Annotated in this window: 16 protein-coding genes and 3 pseudogenes; 10 read left to right on the forward strand and 9 right to left on the reverse strand. The window is 64.9% G+C overall.

Features of this window, described 5'->3' with window-relative positions; translation table 11 throughout:
• Nucleotides 1–48: 48 nt before the first annotated feature.
• The 5 genes from ACFFDA_RS00435 to ACFFDA_RS00455 all read right to left on the reverse strand — a co-directional run bounded on the left by ACFFDA_RS00435 (nucleotide 49) and on the right by ACFFDA_RS00455 (nucleotide 2,590).
• Nucleotides 49–333 (reverse strand): thiamine pyrophosphate-dependent enzyme, encoded by a 285-nt coding sequence (locus ACFFDA_RS00435; protein ID WP_404478314.1) that lies wholly within the window; start codon nucleotides 331–333, stop codon nucleotides 49–51.
• A gap of 199 nt (nucleotides 334–532) precedes the next feature.
• On the reverse strand, nucleotides 533–715 hold the full coding sequence (locus tag ACFFDA_RS00440; protein WP_404477625.1) for a DUF3008 family protein: 183 nt from the start codon (nucleotides 713–715) through the stop codon (nucleotides 533–535).
• Between the two features lie 85 nt (nucleotides 716–800).
• Entirely contained in the window at nucleotides 801–1,652 is an 852-nt protein-coding gene (locus tag ACFFDA_RS00445) for an SDR family oxidoreductase (protein WP_404477626.1), read from the reverse strand.
• Nucleotides 1,653–1,722: 70 nt separating this feature from the next.
• Nucleotides 1,723–1,995: a hypothetical protein gene (locus ACFFDA_RS00450; RefSeq protein ID WP_404477627.1), complete on the reverse strand. Its 273-nt coding sequence runs from the start codon at nucleotides 1,993–1,995 to the stop codon at nucleotides 1,723–1,725.
• Nucleotides 1,996–2,053: 58 nt separating this feature from the next.
• Entirely contained in the window at nucleotides 2,054–2,590 is a 537-nt protein-coding gene (locus tag ACFFDA_RS00455; RefSeq protein WP_404477628.1) for a hypothetical protein, read from the reverse strand.
• Between the two features lie 43 nt (nucleotides 2,591–2,633).
• Between ACFFDA_RS00455 and ACFFDA_RS00460 the strand changes: the two genes are divergently transcribed.
• The 3 genes and pseudogenes from ACFFDA_RS00460 to ACFFDA_RS00470 all read left to right on the forward strand — a co-directional run.
• Nucleotides 2,634–3,128 (forward strand): PepSY domain-containing protein, encoded by a 495-nt coding sequence (locus ACFFDA_RS00460; protein WP_404477629.1) that lies wholly within the window; start codon nucleotides 2,634–2,636, stop codon nucleotides 3,126–3,128.
• 284 nt (nucleotides 3,129–3,412) lie between these two features.
• A pseudogene (locus tag ACFFDA_RS00465) lies at nucleotides 3,413–3,610 on the forward strand (tyrosine-type recombinase/integrase); the annotation flags it as partial.
• A 55-nt stretch (nucleotides 3,611–3,665) separates the two neighbouring features.
• A pseudogene (locus ACFFDA_RS00470) lies at nucleotides 3,666–4,127 on the forward strand (transposase); the annotation flags it as partial.
• Nucleotides 4,128–4,363: 236 nt separating this feature from the next.
• Here ACFFDA_RS00470 and ACFFDA_RS00475 read toward each other — a convergent pair.
• On the reverse strand, nucleotides 4,364–5,224 hold the full coding sequence (locus ACFFDA_RS00475; protein WP_404477630.1) for an oxidoreductase: 861 nt from the start codon (nucleotides 5,222–5,224) through the stop codon (nucleotides 4,364–4,366).
• Between the two features lie 50 nt (nucleotides 5,225–5,274).
• Here ACFFDA_RS00475 and ACFFDA_RS00480 point away from each other — a divergent pair, with 50 nt between their 5' ends.
• The 7 genes and pseudogenes from ACFFDA_RS00480 to ACFFDA_RS00510 all read left to right on the forward strand — a co-directional run bounded on the left by ACFFDA_RS00480 (nucleotide 5,275) and on the right by ACFFDA_RS00510 (nucleotide 10,126).
• Entirely contained in the window at nucleotides 5,275–5,877 is a 603-nt protein-coding gene (locus ACFFDA_RS00480) for a TetR/AcrR family transcriptional regulator (protein ID WP_404477631.1), read from the forward strand.
• A 71-nt stretch (nucleotides 5,878–5,948) separates the two neighbouring features.
• Nucleotides 5,949–7,022 carry a bifunctional DNA-binding transcriptional regulator/O6-methylguanine-DNA methyltransferase Ada gene (gene ada, locus ACFFDA_RS00485; protein ID WP_404477632.1) on the forward strand — a complete coding sequence of 358 codons (1,074 nt, stop codon included), beginning with the start codon at nucleotides 5,949–5,951 and terminating at the stop codon, nucleotides 7,020–7,022.
• A gap of 101 nt (nucleotides 7,023–7,123) precedes the next feature.
• Nucleotides 7,124–7,651 (forward strand): methylated-DNA--[protein]-cysteine S-methyltransferase, encoded by a 528-nt coding sequence (locus ACFFDA_RS00490; protein ID WP_404477633.1) that lies wholly within the window; start codon nucleotides 7,124–7,126, stop codon nucleotides 7,649–7,651.
• Nucleotides 7,652–7,683: 32 nt separating this feature from the next.
• Nucleotides 7,684–8,352: a 2OG-Fe(II) oxygenase gene (locus tag ACFFDA_RS00495; RefSeq protein WP_404478315.1), complete on the forward strand. Its 669-nt coding sequence runs from the start codon at nucleotides 7,684–7,686 to the stop codon at nucleotides 8,350–8,352.
• Between the two features lie 552 nt (nucleotides 8,353–8,904).
• Nucleotides 8,905–9,045 (forward strand): annotated as a pseudogene (locus ACFFDA_RS00500) (HipA N-terminal domain-containing protein); the annotation flags it as partial.
• A gap of 158 nt (nucleotides 9,046–9,203) precedes the next feature.
• A complete protein-coding gene (locus ACFFDA_RS00505; RefSeq protein WP_404477634.1) occupies nucleotides 9,204–9,644 on the forward strand; it encodes a HipA domain-containing protein in 441 nt (146 codons plus the stop codon).
• Between the two features lie 257 nt (nucleotides 9,645–9,901).
• Nucleotides 9,902–10,126 (forward strand): hypothetical protein, encoded by a 225-nt coding sequence (locus ACFFDA_RS00510; protein ID WP_404477635.1) that lies wholly within the window; start codon nucleotides 9,902–9,904, stop codon nucleotides 10,124–10,126.
• Nucleotides 10,127–10,165: 39 nt separating this feature from the next.
• Here the strand turns inward: ACFFDA_RS00510 and ACFFDA_RS00515 are convergent, their stop codons facing one another.
• Genes ACFFDA_RS00515 through ACFFDA_RS00525 form a run of 3 tightly spaced genes read right to left on the reverse strand, consistent with a single transcriptional unit; the run spans nucleotide 10,166 to nucleotide 14,032 of the window.
• Nucleotides 10,166–11,704, reverse strand: coding sequence for an AMP-binding protein (locus ACFFDA_RS00515; protein ID WP_404477636.1), 1,539 nt, complete (start codon nucleotides 11,702–11,704; stop codon nucleotides 10,166–10,168).
• A gap of 36 nt (nucleotides 11,705–11,740) precedes the next feature.
• Nucleotides 11,741–12,877 (reverse strand): acyl-CoA dehydrogenase family protein, encoded by a 1,137-nt coding sequence (locus tag ACFFDA_RS00520; RefSeq protein WP_404477637.1) that lies wholly within the window; start codon nucleotides 12,875–12,877, stop codon nucleotides 11,741–11,743.
• Nucleotides 12,878–12,919: 42 nt separating this feature from the next.
• Nucleotides 12,920–14,032: a CaiB/BaiF CoA transferase family protein gene (locus ACFFDA_RS00525; protein WP_404477638.1), complete on the reverse strand. Its 1,113-nt coding sequence runs from the start codon at nucleotides 14,030–14,032 to the stop codon at nucleotides 12,920–12,922.
• Between the last annotated feature and the right edge of the window lie 359 nt (nucleotides 14,033–14,391).

The following is a 14,391-nucleotide window of genomic DNA, read 5'->3' on the forward strand; positions in this document are numbered from 1 at the left end:
ACCAACGGTCGGCAGTCGGCAAGGTTGCTCGCCCATAGTCCCGCCGTCTTACGCCCGCCGGGTCAGCGCGCCGAAGGCCTGCTTGACCTTCGATATGCCGAAGCGAAGCGCTTGTGCCGGATCGATATGCGGCATGGCGGGGATCTCGTCCGGATTGACGAAGGCATGCAGAATGGCGGGGCCGGGCTCTGCCAACCAACCGTCCACGGCGGCAGGTAACTCATGCGGCTTTCGTGCCGTGAACCCCCGCGCCCCGCAGGCACGCGCGAAGGCGGCAAAGTCGAGGTTGGGGAACGATGCGCCCTCGCTTGGCGAAACACCCGCCCCTTCGATTTCGTGGCAGGCTTATTCGTGCTGCATAGGGCTACGCGCAGCACCGTCCGGCCTCTCTCGGTCGACTGCGCCTGCGCGGCAAAGCAGCCGGAAAAGAAAAATGATGGTGGGCCCGGCAAAGGGGGATACACCTCGCAAACCCTCAGACCGGCGGCGAGGTTCCTCGCATTGACCGGGCTTGTCATCGTGCCGGCGAAAATCAGTCTTTGTGCTCGGGCAGCGCCTTGCGCTCGGTGGAAGCAAGGTTTTCAAGCTGCTTCTCGCTCATGGACTCCACCATGTCTTTCGATGCACCCTTCAGTTTCGACTTGGGCGTTTCGCCGCGTTTTGCGGACAAGGCGGCTCCGGCCGCCTTCTGCTGCGCTTTCGATTGTGCGGGCATCACATTCTCCTTCACCATGGGTTCAAAATGGCCTCCGGGCATGACGGTAAACTAGGTCGCAGCGACGGTCATACCCTACCTGGCATCAACCGTTGACGATGATGCCGCCATTGGGATGCAGGACTTGACCGCTCATGTAGCTGGCGTCCTCGCAGGCGAGGAACAGGAAGGCGGGTGCGACCTCGTTGGGCTGCCCAGGACGGCCCATCGGCGTGCTCTCGCCGAAATGTTCGAGCTTTTCCGGGCTCGCCCCGCCGCAGGGGTTGAGCGGCGTCCAGATCGGTCCCGGCGCAACGGCGTTCACCCGGATTCCGTGCTCGATCAGGTTCTCCGAAAGCGAACGGGTAAATGCCGTGATCGCGCCCTTGGTCGAGCTGTAGTCGAGCAGTTCCTTGCTGCCCTGGTACATCGTCACGCTGGTGCAATTGACGATCGCGGCGCCTTTGGACAAATGCGGGCGGACGGCCTGTGTCAGGAAGAACATGCCGAATATGTTGGTCTGGAAGGTCCGGCGCAGCTGGTCTTCCGAAATGTCGGTGATGTCCTTGTCGGGGTGTTGCTCACCGGCATTGTTGACGAGGACGTCGATACGGCCGAATGCCGTCAGGGTTTCTTCGACTATCAGGTCGCAGGCGTCCTTGACGCCGACGTCGGCCCGAATGGTGATAGCCCGGCGCCCTTCGGCTTCGACGATGCTGCGCGTTTTTTGCGCGTCGTCATCTTCCAGCAGGTAGACAATCGCGATGTCGGCACCTTCCCGGGCATAGAGCGCGGCAACGGCGCGACCGATGCCACTATCCGCTCCGGTAACGATCGCGACCTTGCCCTCCAGCCGGCCGGAGCCGGGATAACGAGGTTGCCATTCCGGCTTGGGGTCCAGCGTACTTTCATGGCCGGGCAAGGCGTCTTCGTGGATCATCTGGACGGTGTCGTTCATGGCGGTCTCCTTCTTCGAGCAAACGAGCGGAAGTCCGGTCGGGTTCGTGAGATTTCGGCAGTTCACCCCATCACCGGCGCATGTCGCGGTGAAATGAACGGCTGCCAAGCTGGCGGCCGCGATCATTGCGACCTCGGCCGTTGTTTGCCCACACTTTCGGCGCCATGGCAGCAGCGCTTCGCTTTGACAGCTTGCCGCCCGTTGCCGGATTGCGCTCGGTAAGGAAGCGCCGTATCAGATTCTCAGGGATGTCAGCACAGCGACGTATCAGGTCTGCAAACCACTTGATATTGCCCAGTGTCGCGATGATCTCGGTTGCAAGCCGCTTCTGATCGACACTCACGGCGCGTCTCCGGAGGTTTCGGCGTGAATTGCCTCGATCTTGCCGGGCTCCTCGTCGGTCAGAGCTGCAAACTGCCCGGTGTGGGCGCGCTGGATTCGGCGTGTGCAGGCTCATTGAATACCTCGACGTTCCCCTGCGCCGTCCGCCCGCTGATGTCGCCGGTCTGGGCATCGACGCTCAGCTTCTGCTTCCTGTTCCGATCGATTGCGCACGTCTGGCTCTGGCTGGCGGCTACGAACCTCGTGGTCTGGGCGATGGTCCTGCTGGCAGGAGCACCGCAGCCATGAAACTGCGGACCGGTCTTGTGAAGATGTACAAGGAAATCCACGGCTGGGTCGGCATCGTCTCCGGCCTTGCCTTGTTCGTGGCCTATGCAGGCGCCGTCACGATGTTCGAAGCGCCGCTGCAACGCAGGGCATCGCCACCGTCCGCCCTCGCGCCGCCGCCCTCGCTGGAACGCACCCCCGAACTTATCGCCAAGGTGCTGGCCGCCCATCCCGAGGCTGCCAAAGGCTACGAAGTCCACCTTGGCGTCGATGCGGCGAAACCCGCGCGCATGAGCTGGACTTCGTCGCGCGGAGAAGAGGCCGAACACGGCGGCGGTACCACCCGTTGCCGCGCTTGCCCCGATCGAACTGGTGAAGCGGATAAAGCAGCAGGCCCCCGGCTTCACCCCCCAAGTGCTGGTCTATGGACAGGCCCGCGGCGGGCTGCCCTCGCTGCGCGTTCAGGGCAGCGATGCCCGCTTCGGCCTGCGCGCGCCCACTTACGGCATGGCCGGGGTCGACCCGCGGACGGGAGAGATCACCTCGACCGATTACATGCCCGGCATGCAGGATGGCTGGTCGGCCACGGTGACCAGTTTCTTCGCGCTGCACTTCGGCAACTTCGGCGGCAACGCGATCCGCTGGTCCTACTTCGTGCTGGGGCTGACCGGCGCCTTCCTGTTCTACACGGGCAACCTGTTATGGGTGGAGTCCCGCCGCAAGAAGGCGCGCAAGGCCGGCGCGGTCGAGCAGACCCGCTCGACGAAGATACTGGGGGCCCTGACGGCAGGCGTCCCGCTGGGCTGCGTCGCAGGTATTTCGGTAACGATCGCTTCCGCCAAGCTATGGCCGCTTTATCGATGCTGATGATTCCTCTCGCCAGTGTTGTTGGTGGGATGGGCCGGTTCGACACCCACGGCCTCGTGCTGGTCGACACGACCGCCCTTGGCCTAGCCGCCCTGATTGCCTTGACGGCGCGAGCGGTGAAACGGCGCGCCTGCATCGGACCGAGCGAGAGCGTGTGGTCGACGGGCCGGAGCGGCGGTAAACGAGCGGGCGCACAGGCACACGCTTGCGAAACAATAGCGTCGCAGCATGGTGATGAAACACAGTTTGAGGAGTAGAGGCGGAAGGCACCGCTCCGCGCCGTTCACACATTGCGGCATTCGTTTGCCACTTACCTGCTTGAGCAGGGTGTCGATATCCGCGTCATCCAGGTGCTGCTGGGCCATACGAACATCGACACCACCGCCATCTACACCAAGGTTTCGAGCAAGACCATGCGCGCGGTGGCCAGCCCGCTCGACCAGATCGTGGCCTTGATGGAAGGCAGAGCACCTCCCGGCTGAGCCCGTGCGCGTCTCGCTCGATGTCGCCGATATCTTCCGCAGCGGCGGGCCCGCCTCGCGCTACACGCACCGCGTTGCCATCTCGAACCGGCGGCTCGTCGGCTTCGACGAGGCCGCCGTGACATTCCGCTACAAGGATTATCGCCGCGATGGCGATGAACGCCAACAGGTCATGACGCTGGCGACCGACGAGGTCATCCGCCGCTTCCTGATCCACGTCCTGCCGCGCGGCTTCCATCGCATCCGTCAATACGGCCTGCTCGCCAGTTCGACGCACAAGGGAGCCATGGCGCTGGCTCGCAGGCTGCTGGGCGTCGCCCTGCCGGTCGAGGCGCCCGAACCCGACGAGCCGCATAATCACCGCCCGCCATGTCCGTGCTGCGGCGGCCACATGACCTTCGTCGAGACCTTCGCTCGCTGGCGTCTGCCCCGCGCGCCGCCGACATTCGCCCATTGGGTGCCGGATCAGGGATGCGACACTGCTCAATCACCCCCGGAGTACCTGTTATCCTGCTGATTATGGACAAGCTGACACGTCTGCCTCAGCCCCCACGATCCACACTAAAGCCCCTTTACCCATAGATCGGTGGATAGGGCCCGCGGGTTCCTCCATGCCAGGATTTCGTACGCAAACGCTCGAAATCCTGGAACTTCGGGGCGGTTGAGACCGAGGCATTTGCCGACCAACTTCGGTTGCTCACGAAGTGATAGCGGACGTCGGCTTCTACCAAGACCTGCCGCCAACGTGACAACTCAGCTTTGGTCGTGAGCCGTTTCAAATCCCGTTGAGCAAGTAAGGGCCTCCCACCGGGTGATCTCCGCACGCATGGCTTCGAACTTGTGATTGACCAAACCCAGCGCATCCGCGCCTAGAAACAGTCGAACCGGCGGTTGGTCGGCTTCGATGATTGACAGCAGTGCCTGCGCCGCCTTCGCTGGATCGTTCGGCTGGTTACCGTTCTTGGCCTGCCGAGCAGCCCGGATGGGGTCCATGACCGCATCATAGTCGGCGATGCTGCGCGGCGTCCGATCCATCGAGCGCCCCGCCCAATCGGTGCGAAACTGGCCTGGAGCCAGGGCCGTGACCTTGATGCCGAACGCCGCTACTTCCTTGCCCAGCGCTTCCGAGATACCCTCCAGTGCGAACTTGCTACCGCAGTAGAAGGCGATGCCGGGCATAGTGATGAATCCACCCATCGACGTTACGTTGATGATGTGCCCACGGCGGCGCTCGCGCATGCCGGGGAGTACGGCCTGAATCATTGCCACCGGACCGAAGACGTTCGCGGCAAACTGTCGCTGGAGGTCGTTCATCGACGATTCTTCCAGCACGCCTTCATGGCCGTAGCCCGCATTATTCACCAGCACGTCGATGGGACCGACGCCGCGCTCCGAGTGGGCAACGGCATCCGCGATGGCCGCATAGTCGGTCACGTCCAAGACCAATGGGGTCGCGCGGTCCGGCGCCAGCGCTGCGAAGGACGCGGCGTCCATCTCGCGTCGCACCGTTCCGATGACACGGTGTCCAGCCTGCACTGCGGCTTCCGCAAATGCCCGTCCGAGGCCGGAGCTGACGCCGGTGATAAGAAAGGTCTTTTCGGTAATCCCAGACACAGCCAAACTCCTCCGTGTCATTTTAAGTATATCATGATATATGTAGTCTGATGAGCAGTGACAAGGCCGAGATCGAGTTTACCAACCGTCGGGGCGAGCCCGTGCGCCAGCGCGTGCTCGACGCAGCCGAGCGCCTGCTACGCGGCGGAAAGGCCGAATTTTCGATGCGTGATCTCGCTTCAGAAGCAGGCGTGAGCTTCGCGACACCGTTCAATCAGTTCGGCAGCAAGGGGGGCATCATGAATGCTCTGTCAGCGCGCCGGATCAACGCGATGGCCGCACGCTTCGAGGAAGCACCGCCACTGCATGACGCAGCCGGACGCATAGCCCTCGCAATCGACATCGCGGTCACCGTCATGCTTGAGGAGTCCGTCGTCAATCGCGCGGTCATGGGCTGGGTCGGGACAGCGAGCGCGCCGGCTGGCAACGTCATATCGCAGTCTTCAGCCCTATGGGCGCGCGCGCTTGGTGACGGGTCAGGCCTAGCTACGCTTCGCGGAAAGGAGGCGCTACGCACTCTGCCAATGCAGCTTGCACTCGCTTTTCGCGGCGCGCTCTCTTTCTGGACCGCTGGCGAGCTCACCGACCAGGAGCTTGGCCCAGCCGCGCAAGAGATCGCCGGCAGCCTGCTGCGAGGCTTCTTTTTCGATTAGAGAGCAAGAGTCGGAGTGCCGATTGTCTTGCACCGAAATAGCTCTGTCCCGAAGCTGAAGAGGACAAGAACATGAACAGCCAGGACAAACATGCGGAAGCGATCCTCACGGACCCGCGCTGGCCGCGCATCGTCGCGCGCGACAAGACCGCGGACGGCGAATTTTGGTACACGGTCAACACGACCGGCATCTATTGCCGACCGTCGTGTGCGTCTCGCGGTTGCAATCCCAAGAACGTCACCATCCATGACACGTTGGAAAGAGCGCAGCGCACTGGCTTCCGGCCCTGCAAGCGCTGCAAGCCGGACGGGCCGGCAGCAGAGGTCGTAAATGCCGAAATGGTCACCCGCGCCTGCCGCATGATCGAGGAGAGCGAGGCCGCGCCGTCGTTGACGGATCTCGCCGAAGCGTTGTCTATCAGCCCCAGCTATTTCCACCGGATCTTCACTGCGCATACGGGCCTTACGCCCAGAGCCTATGCGGCCGCGCATCGCACGAAGCGCGTCCGGGAGGCGCTGGCAGTCGAAAACAGCGTGACCGAGGCGATCTACGATGCCGGCTTCAACTCCAGCGGGCGCTTCTACGAAAACGCCAACGCCATGCTCGGCATGACGCCTTCGAAATTTCGGGGCGGCGGCGCGAAGGAGGAACTCCGCTTCGCGATCGGCGAGACGACGCTCGGCGCGATCCTTGTCGCATCGAGCGCCAAAGGCGTGGCTGCGATCCTTCTTGGTGACGATCCCGACACCTTGGCACGCGAACTTCAGGACCGCTTCCCCAAAGCGACGCTGATTGGCGCCGATGCCGACTATGAGGCTGTGATCGCCAAGGTCGTCGGCTTCGTCGAGGCGCCGCAAGTCGGCCTCGACCTGCCGCTCGACATTCGCGGCACCGCGTTCCAGCAGCGCGTATGGCAAGCGCTGCGCGAAATCCCGCTCGGCCAGACCTTGTCCTACGCAGACGTTGCGACCCGCATCGGCGCGCCGAGCGCAATGCGTGCAGTCGCGGGCGCCTGCGCCGCCAACAAGCTGGCGATGGCGATCCCCTGCCACCGGGTCATCCGCAACGACGGCGCGTTGTCCGGCTATGCCTGGGGCGTCGAGCGCAAACGCGCGATCCTCGATCGCGAGCATGCGGGCGGCTAATCCGCACGCGATGGCCTTTCTTTCGATTTGAGAGCAAGAGCCGGAGCGTCGATGGCCAAGACATCCTCTATCTTCTCTCCATGATTGATGGAGTAAGACATATGAGCAATGATCAGCAGGCACTTGTGGCCGAAACCATCCATTACGGATTTCGGCCCACTGCTACCGGCCTTTTAGCGATCGCCGTCAGCCGACACGGGGTGGTCGCGATCCTGCTTGGCGCCGACCGGCACGAGTTGACCCGGAAGCTCACCGATGCGCTCCCAGAGACCGATCTTGTCGAGGACGAGCCCTCGATCGTCGCAATGCTCGATGTGGTCGCGCGCCACATCGCCGATCCGGTGGGTGAACCCGGATTTGATCTCGACATGCGCGGCAATGCAGACGAACGCGCGGTGTGGACCGCGCTAGGTGTTATCCGAATTGGCGAGCCGCGTAGCTATGGCGCCGTTGCCAAGGCGATCAAATCAGGCATCACGGCGCAGGAGGTCGGCGCGGCATGTGCCGCCAATCGCCTCGCAATCGTGTTCCACTGCCACCGCATGCTGAAGGCCGATGGCTCGATTTCCGGCTATCGCTGGGGCGTGTACCGGAAGCGCAAGCTGCTCGCCATGGAGCAGGCGGCGTGACCGGGGCTGGTATCGCGGGGTTCGACTGGGCGATGGTCGGCGACGAAGTCGACCGGCAGGGCTGGGCCGTGCTGCCCAAGTTGCTGCCCTGGGACGAATGTGACGCGTTGGCCGGTCTGTATGGAGATAGCCCAGCGTTCCGCAGCCACGTCGTCATGGCCCGGCACGGTTTTGGGAAGGGCGAATATCGCTACTTCTCCTATCCACTGCCTGATCTCGTCCAGGCGCTCCGGACAGAGCTTTATCCCCGGCTCGCCCCGATCGCGAACGCATGGCACGAGCGCATGGGCGTGGATGTGCGTTTTCCGGCAACGCACGCGGTATTTCTCGAGCGCTGCCACGCCGCCGGACAAAGCCGTCCCACGCCGCTGCTGCTGGAATATGGTCCAGGCGACTATAACTGCCTTCATCAGGACCTCTATGGTGACCACGTATTCCCACTGCAGGCAGCGGTGCTGCTTTCGCAGCCGCACGACGCGTTTGAAGGCGGCGAGTTCGTGCTCACCGAGCAGAGGCCGCGAATGCAATCGCGGGCCACTGTCGTACCTCTGACGAAGGGAGACGCGGTGGTGTTCGCCGTCAACACCCGGCCCCATCGCGGCACCCGAGGCGACTACCGTGTGAAGCTGCGGCACGGCGTCAGCGAGGTGCGCTCTGGCCGCCGGCACACATTGGGGATCATCTTCCATGACGCCGCCTGAGATACGCTTCCCAAACGACCTTTTCGAAGACGGTCGACAGGCTGTGCCGTCCGCGCCTGTATCAGCCTCGTTATCGGCGCGACTGCAGTGGCAAGTTGATCCGGGTCCATGGTTCAAAGCAGCCTGGCCCCGCAGGAGGCTTTCTCAGGCGTTCAACTTGTTCTTAATCGCCTTGGCAGGGGCGAATGATAGCGTCTTCTGCGCCTTGATCCTCATCGGTCAGCATGACCTCTACAGGCTCGGTCCGGTCCCTTTCAGAAACCCGGCCCGAGACCCGTAAGATCGCTGCGCCATCTTTCCGGGCATTTAGAATGCGACGTAAATGGTTGGCGATCCGCCGATCGTCTGCCGAGCAGTTCGCTTCCGAATGGTTCGGGATGCGATGGCAATGTAAGGGGGGCGCCGGATCAACGCCACGGATTTATCCAATATTCGCAACAACGCCACGGCGACACTTCAGGAAATTGTCCCGTTCGCTAAACATCTAAACTGTTCTAGCCATCCAAGGGCGGATAGACCCGATCGGGAATATTCGCCGTTGTGCACCTCAGTGTGGCCGCGCCGCCGCTTTCGCAAGCGTTGCCCAAGCAGGTAGAGCCGTACGGCGATGCGCTGTGCAAGGCGGTGTTCGGGGGCCTGCTGCCAGAGGAGGCCGAGCGGACCGCAATCGCCCGGGGGCTCGGGGTCTCGCCGGACAACCCCTTCCGGCTGCTCGCGGCGCTCGGCGGCGATGTCGCTGGCGCTCTAGCGTTTTTGCCGCAAGGTGAGCCGCCGCCGGTTCCCGATCTCGCAAACCCCGCCGCAAGTACGCGGCCGAGGGCGGGCCGACTTTCCGCGACAGCTTCGCGCTTTTGCGCCGCGCCGCCACGCGGCCTGCGCGCGAGGTGCTCAAGCTGGCCGATGCCGCGCTGTTCAATGTCATCGTCGGCAATGCCGATGCTCACGCCAAGAACTTTAGCCTGCTGCGGCGAGCCAGCGGCGAGGTGGTGCTGGCGCCCCTCTACGACCTCGTCGCGACGCGCGCGTGGGAGGAACTGTCCCCGCGCCTGGCGATGCGGTTCGGCGGGGCATCGCGACTGGAGGACATCGACGCCGAGAGCTTCGCCCGCTTCGCGCAGGATGCCGGGTTGACCGCTCCGTTCGTGCGCCGCCGAGCGGCGGCGCTCGCGCGTACGGTGGAGGCGGCGATCGGGGGAGGGATCGCTGTGCCAGAGTTGCCCGAAGGCATCACTGCCGTGCTTGTCGAGGCGACCGCAGAGCGTGCCGCCCGCCTGGCGCTCAAGGCGCGTTAAGGGCCGATCCCGAGCCAGGGGCGGGACCGGCCCTCGTCCCATCAGCGCCGCGTCAGAGTGCGACCTCGACCGGCTTGGTGGTTTCGGCTTCGGACAGCGGCTTGATCTTGAGGCCAGTCATCAGCTTGGGCAGCGCCGTGCCGATCGTGCCCAGGCCCTTGCCCTGCATTCCCAGCAGGCTGGCGGCGGATGACGAGCCCGAGTGCGCATGGCCAGATCGGCCAAGCCATCGGCATCTTCCTCGATCATGTGAATGCATGGGCACTTGCACCGGCACCATCTCGGGGCCTTCGCCCGATGTTTACGGTATCCTGATGGAACTGTCGGACGGAGGCAGTACGGCCATCGCGCTGCCCGGCGGCGAGACGCGCAGGTTCCTAGAAGACAGCGACGAAGTCCTCTTCACCGCCACGGCCCGCGCCGATGGCTTCGTGCCGATCGGCTTCGGTGATTGCCGCGCCGTGATCGAGCCCGCATACTGACGGAACTTCCTCCCCGAGCAAGTCTCGGGGACGAATGGGTCACAGATAGCGTGCGCGCAGCAGGTTCTTCTGGACCTTGCCGCTCGGGGTCCTCGGGAAGTCTTCGACGAAGTCGAATGACTTGGGCACCTTGTAGGCCGCGATCCTTTCCCGGCAGAAGAGGCTAAGGTCGGCTTCGCTCACCGCCTCGCGCAGGATGACCAGCGCCTTGACTGCCTCGCCCCACTTGGCATCGGGCACGCCGATCACGGAGACGTCGGCAACCTGGGGGTGCTCCAACAGGGCCTGCTCGATCTCGCTGGGGTAGATGTTTTCGCCGCCCGAGATGATCATGTCCTTGAGGCGGTCCTTGAGGTAGACGTAGCCGTCGGCATCGCGGTAGCCGCCGTCGCCCGTCCAGTACCAGCCATTGCGGCGCACCGCGGCGGTCTGCTCGGGCTGGCGCCAGTAGCCCTTGAACACCGAGGGCATGCGCAGCACGATCTCGCCGACTTCGCCCACCGCCACGTCGCGCCCTTCGGCATCGAGCAGCCGAACGTCGGTCAGCAGCGCGGGCGTACCCACCGATTTCAGCCGTTCCTCGTCGTCGAGATCGTGCTGCGAGGGGCGTAGCCAGATCGCCGTGCTCAGCGTTTCGGTGGCGCCGTAGCAGTTGAGGAAGCGGCAGCCGGTACGCTGCAGCGCGCGCTTGATCGTCGGCAGCGGCATCGGCGAGCCGGCATAGGCCAACAGGCGGATGCACGAGAAATCGGTCGCCTCGGCGTCGGGATGGTCGAGCACCATCTGGATCATCGTCGGCACCATCATGACGATGCTGGGCCGGGTGTCGCGGATCGCCTCGAGCACGGCGCCGGCCTCGAACATCGGCAGCATCGACACGCACATGCCGGTGTAGAAGCTCTGGATCATCCAGCCGATGCCCGCGAGGTGGAAGCTGGGCATCGCCATCAGGAAGGTGTCGCCCAGCCCCCAGTCGATCTCGGGTTCGAGGTGTTCGATCAGACGGATGAAGTTGAACGCCTCGTGGCTGTGCTCGACCCCCTTGGGCAAGCCGGTGGTGCCCGAGGTGTAGACCTGCAGCACGGTCGCGTCGGGGGCGATGTAGGGGGCAGGGTCGGCGGTCTCGTCCTCGACCGTGCCGAAGCCGGGGAAGGGGACCGGGGCGCCGGGATCGAAGATCACCACCGTCGGCGGGCTCAGCACCTGCGCCAGCGCGAGGTCGACCAGCCCGGCGAAGTCGCGGTCGACGAAAAGCAGCGGCGTCTCGCTGTCGGTCACCAGCATGCCGATCTCGCGGGCGGCCAGGCGCCAGTTGAGTGGCATGAAGGCATGCCCGCTCTTGGCGGTGCCGTAAAGCAGGTAGGCAAGTTCGGGCGCGTTGCGGCCGAGGTAGCCGATCCGGCTGGAGGGCGGGAGCCGGCGGCGGATCAGCTCGGCGGCGATGCGGTTGGTGCACGCATCGAGCGTCCGGTAGGACACCACCTGCCCGCGAAAGGCGATGGCCGGTGCGTCCGGGTTGTGCCGCGCATGGAAGCGCGCGGTGTCGCCCAGCGTCTTGGTCTCAGGAAACGTCCACATCGCCTCATCCCCACGTTGTCACAGGAGCGCCCGCGCTCAGAGCGAGCGACCGATCAGTTCCTTCATGATCTCGGCGGTGCCGCCGTAGATCCGCATCACCCGCGCGTCGCGCCACAGGCGGGCGATGGGGTATTCGTTCATGTAGCCCGCGCCGCCGTGGAGCTGCAGCGCCTGGTCGACAACCTCCCACAGCATCTCGGCATGCCACAGCTTGGCAGCGGCCGCCTCGTCGGCGGTGAGCTCGCCCTTGACGTGGCGCGCGATGGCCCAGTCGATGTGCGACCAGCCGACCTGCAGCTTGGTCTTGATCGCAGCGAGCGCGAAGCGGGTGTTCTGGAAATCGATCACCTGCTTGCCGAACGCGGTGCGGTCGCGGGTGAAGCGCACCGCCTCGTCGAAGGCGCGCTGGGCCATCGCCTGGCACGAGAGCGCGATCGACAGCCGCTCCTGCGGCAGCTGCTGCACTAGTGTTGTGAGGCCCCGGCCTTCGACGCCGATCAGGTTCTCCACCGGCACCCGCACGTCCTCGAGGAAGATCTCGGAGGTGTCGGCGCTGTGCTGGCCAATCTTGTCGAGATTGCGCCCGCGCCGGAATCCCGGGCTGTCGGCCTCGATCAGCAGCAGCGAGAGCGCCGGGGTCTCGGTGCTGGTCCTGACCGCGGTGATCATGATGTCGGCGTTCTGGCCGTTGCTGATGTAGGTCTTGGAGCCGTTGACGACGAAGTGGTCGCCTTCGCGCCGCGCCATCGTGCGCACCGCGCGCAAGTCGGAGCCGGCACCGGGCTCGGTCATCGCGATGGCGCAGATCGCGCTGCCGTCGACGGTGCGCGGCAGCCACTTGGCCTTCATGGCATCGGGGCCGTAGTGCAGGATGTAGTCGATGCACACGTCCGAATGGGTCTGGAACCCGTTGGGCGCGCCGGCATAGGCGAGCTCCTCGGTCACCAGCAGCGCGTAAGTCATGTCGAGCCCGGGGCCGCCCCATTCCTCGGGCACCTGCGCGCCCAGCAGGCCGAGTTCGGCGCCGCGTTCCCAGAAGGCGCGGTCGGTCTTGCCTTCGGTCTCGAAGCGGTCGCCGTGGGCGGCCATCTCGCGAGTGAAGAAGCGGCGCACCGTCTCGCGGAACTCGCGGTGGGTGGCATCGTAGGGGAGGCGGTCGACTGTCCAGTCCATGCTTTTGGCTTTCCGTATCGATGAGGTCGGGGATCGGGCGCGCTAGCCGGCGGGCCGTGAGGACGCCGGCGCGGACCATCGGGCGATCACCGCGTCTGCCGCCTCGTCGCGCTCGGGATCGCTGACGCGTGTGTGGGTGGCGGAAAAGCGGGGCGCGGCGGCGGGGACCATGGCGCCTTCGAAGGGGACGAAGCCATCGCGCTGCGCGAACAGCGGATGGTCGGGCGCCTCGGCCATGGTCAGCACGGGCGCGAAGCACACGTCGGTGCCTTCGAGCAGCGCGCACCACTGCGCGCGCGTCCGGGTCAGGAACAGAGTGCGCAGTTCGTCCACCATCGCCGGCCAACAGGCGCGGTCGTCGCGCCGGTCGAAGGCGTCGCTCAGGCCCAGCTTCTGCTTGAACAGCGCCCAGAACTGCAGCTCCATCGGCGCGACGGTGACGAAGGCGCCGTCGGCGCATTCGAAGGCGCCGTAGAACGGGGCGCCGCCGTCCACGCTGTTGGATTCGCGCTGGAGCGTCCATTCGCCCGCCTGGTGGAAGTGGTAGAACACAGACATCAGCGAGAGCGCGCCGTCGGCGATCGCGGCGTCCACCACCTGGCCCCGGCCGGTCTCGCGCGCGGACAGCACCGCCGCCAGCACGCCCAGCGCGAGGTAGAGCGCGCCGCCGCCATAGTCGCCCACCAGGTTGAGCGGCAGGGCAGGGGGGCCCTGTGCCGGGCCCATCGCCGCGAGCGCGCCCGAGACGGCGACGTAGTTGATGTCGTGGCCGGCGGCGTGGGCGAGCGGGCCGTCCTGCCCCCAGCCGGTCATCCGTCCGTAGACGAGCGAAGGGTTGCGTTGGAGCATGGCGTCGGGCCCCAACCCCAGGCGCTCCATCACGCCCGGGCGGAAGCCTTCGAGCAGCACGTCGGCGCCAGCGATCAGGTCGATGGCCTGGGCCTGGCCCGCCGCCGACTTCAGGTCGATGGCAAGGCGCGAGCGGCCGCGATTGATCACGCCGTAGCCTTCGACCGGCACTGGCCGGTCGATCTTGACGACGTCGGCGCCCATGTCGGCAAGGAGCATGGCGGCGAAAGGCACCGGGCCGATCGCGGCCATTTCGATCACCCGCAGGCCGGCGAGCGGCCCCCGGGGGGATGGGGCGCCCGTCATCGCGAGCGCCCGCTCGGGGAGACTGCTGCCGTGGCGCCAGCCCCGGCGATCTTGCCTTCAGCCACGCGATTCCTTCCCATGGTTCGGCGGTTATCCGCCTCGATGACAGAACTAGTAAACTACATTGCTAAATTTTGTTCAAGCCTATTATCGTCCAATTTCGCAAAAGAGCGGGGAACAAATGAGATAAGTTCATCTGTGCCGGCGATCCAGATTCGAATCTGCGACGATCCGTCTCGCTGCGAAATCGTCCGACACATTCGCGCTATCTGTCTTAACAATCGAGATTTCCCCCACTGCTTGGTGCAGCGCGCCCGCGGTATGTGGCGGCCGTTCCCCGAGCAGCGGCAAATCCTGAA

It is taken from the genome of Novosphingobium sp. BL-52-GroH, assembly GCF_044813085.1.
In the GTDB taxonomy this organism is placed as follows: Bacteria; Pseudomonadota; Alphaproteobacteria; order Sphingomonadales; family Sphingomonadaceae; genus Novosphingobium.

Bases quoted from the DNA above. Each gene is read 5' to 3' on its own strand.
- ACFFDA_RS00440 (WP_404477625.1), bottom strand. From the start codon at position 715: ATGCCCGCACAATCGAAAGCGCAGCAGAAGGCGGCCGGAGCCGCCTTG.
- ACFFDA_RS00445 (WP_404477626.1), bottom strand. From the start codon at position 1,652: ATGAACGACACCGTCCAGATGATCCACGAAGACGCCTTGCCCGGCCAT.
- ACFFDA_RS00480 (WP_404477631.1), top strand. From the start codon at position 5,275: ATGAGCAGTGACAAGGCCGAGATCGAGTTTACCAACCGTCGGGGCGAG.
- ada (WP_404477632.1), top strand. From the start codon at position 5,949: ATGAACAGCCAGGACAAACATGCGGAAGCGATCCTCACGGACCCGCGC.
- ACFFDA_RS00490 (WP_404477633.1), top strand. From the start codon at position 7,124: ATGAGCAATGATCAGCAGGCACTTGTGGCCGAAACCATCCATTACGGA.
- ACFFDA_RS00495 (WP_404478315.1), top strand. From the start codon at position 7,684: ATGGTCGGCGACGAAGTCGACCGGCAGGGCTGGGCCGTGCTGCCCAAG.
- ACFFDA_RS00510 (WP_404477635.1), top strand. From the start codon at position 9,902: ATGGGCACTTGCACCGGCACCATCTCGGGGCCTTCGCCCGATGTTTAC.
- ACFFDA_RS00515 (WP_404477636.1), bottom strand. From the start codon at position 11,704: ATGTGGACGTTTCCTGAGACCAAGACGCTGGGCGACACCGCGCGCTTC.
- ACFFDA_RS00520 (WP_404477637.1), bottom strand. From the start codon at position 12,877: ATGGACTGGACAGTCGACCGCCTCCCCTACGATGCCACCCACCGCGAG.
- ACFFDA_RS00525 (WP_404477638.1), bottom strand. From the start codon at position 14,032: ATGACGGGCGCCCCATCCCCCCGGGGGCCGCTCGCCGGCCTGCGGGTG.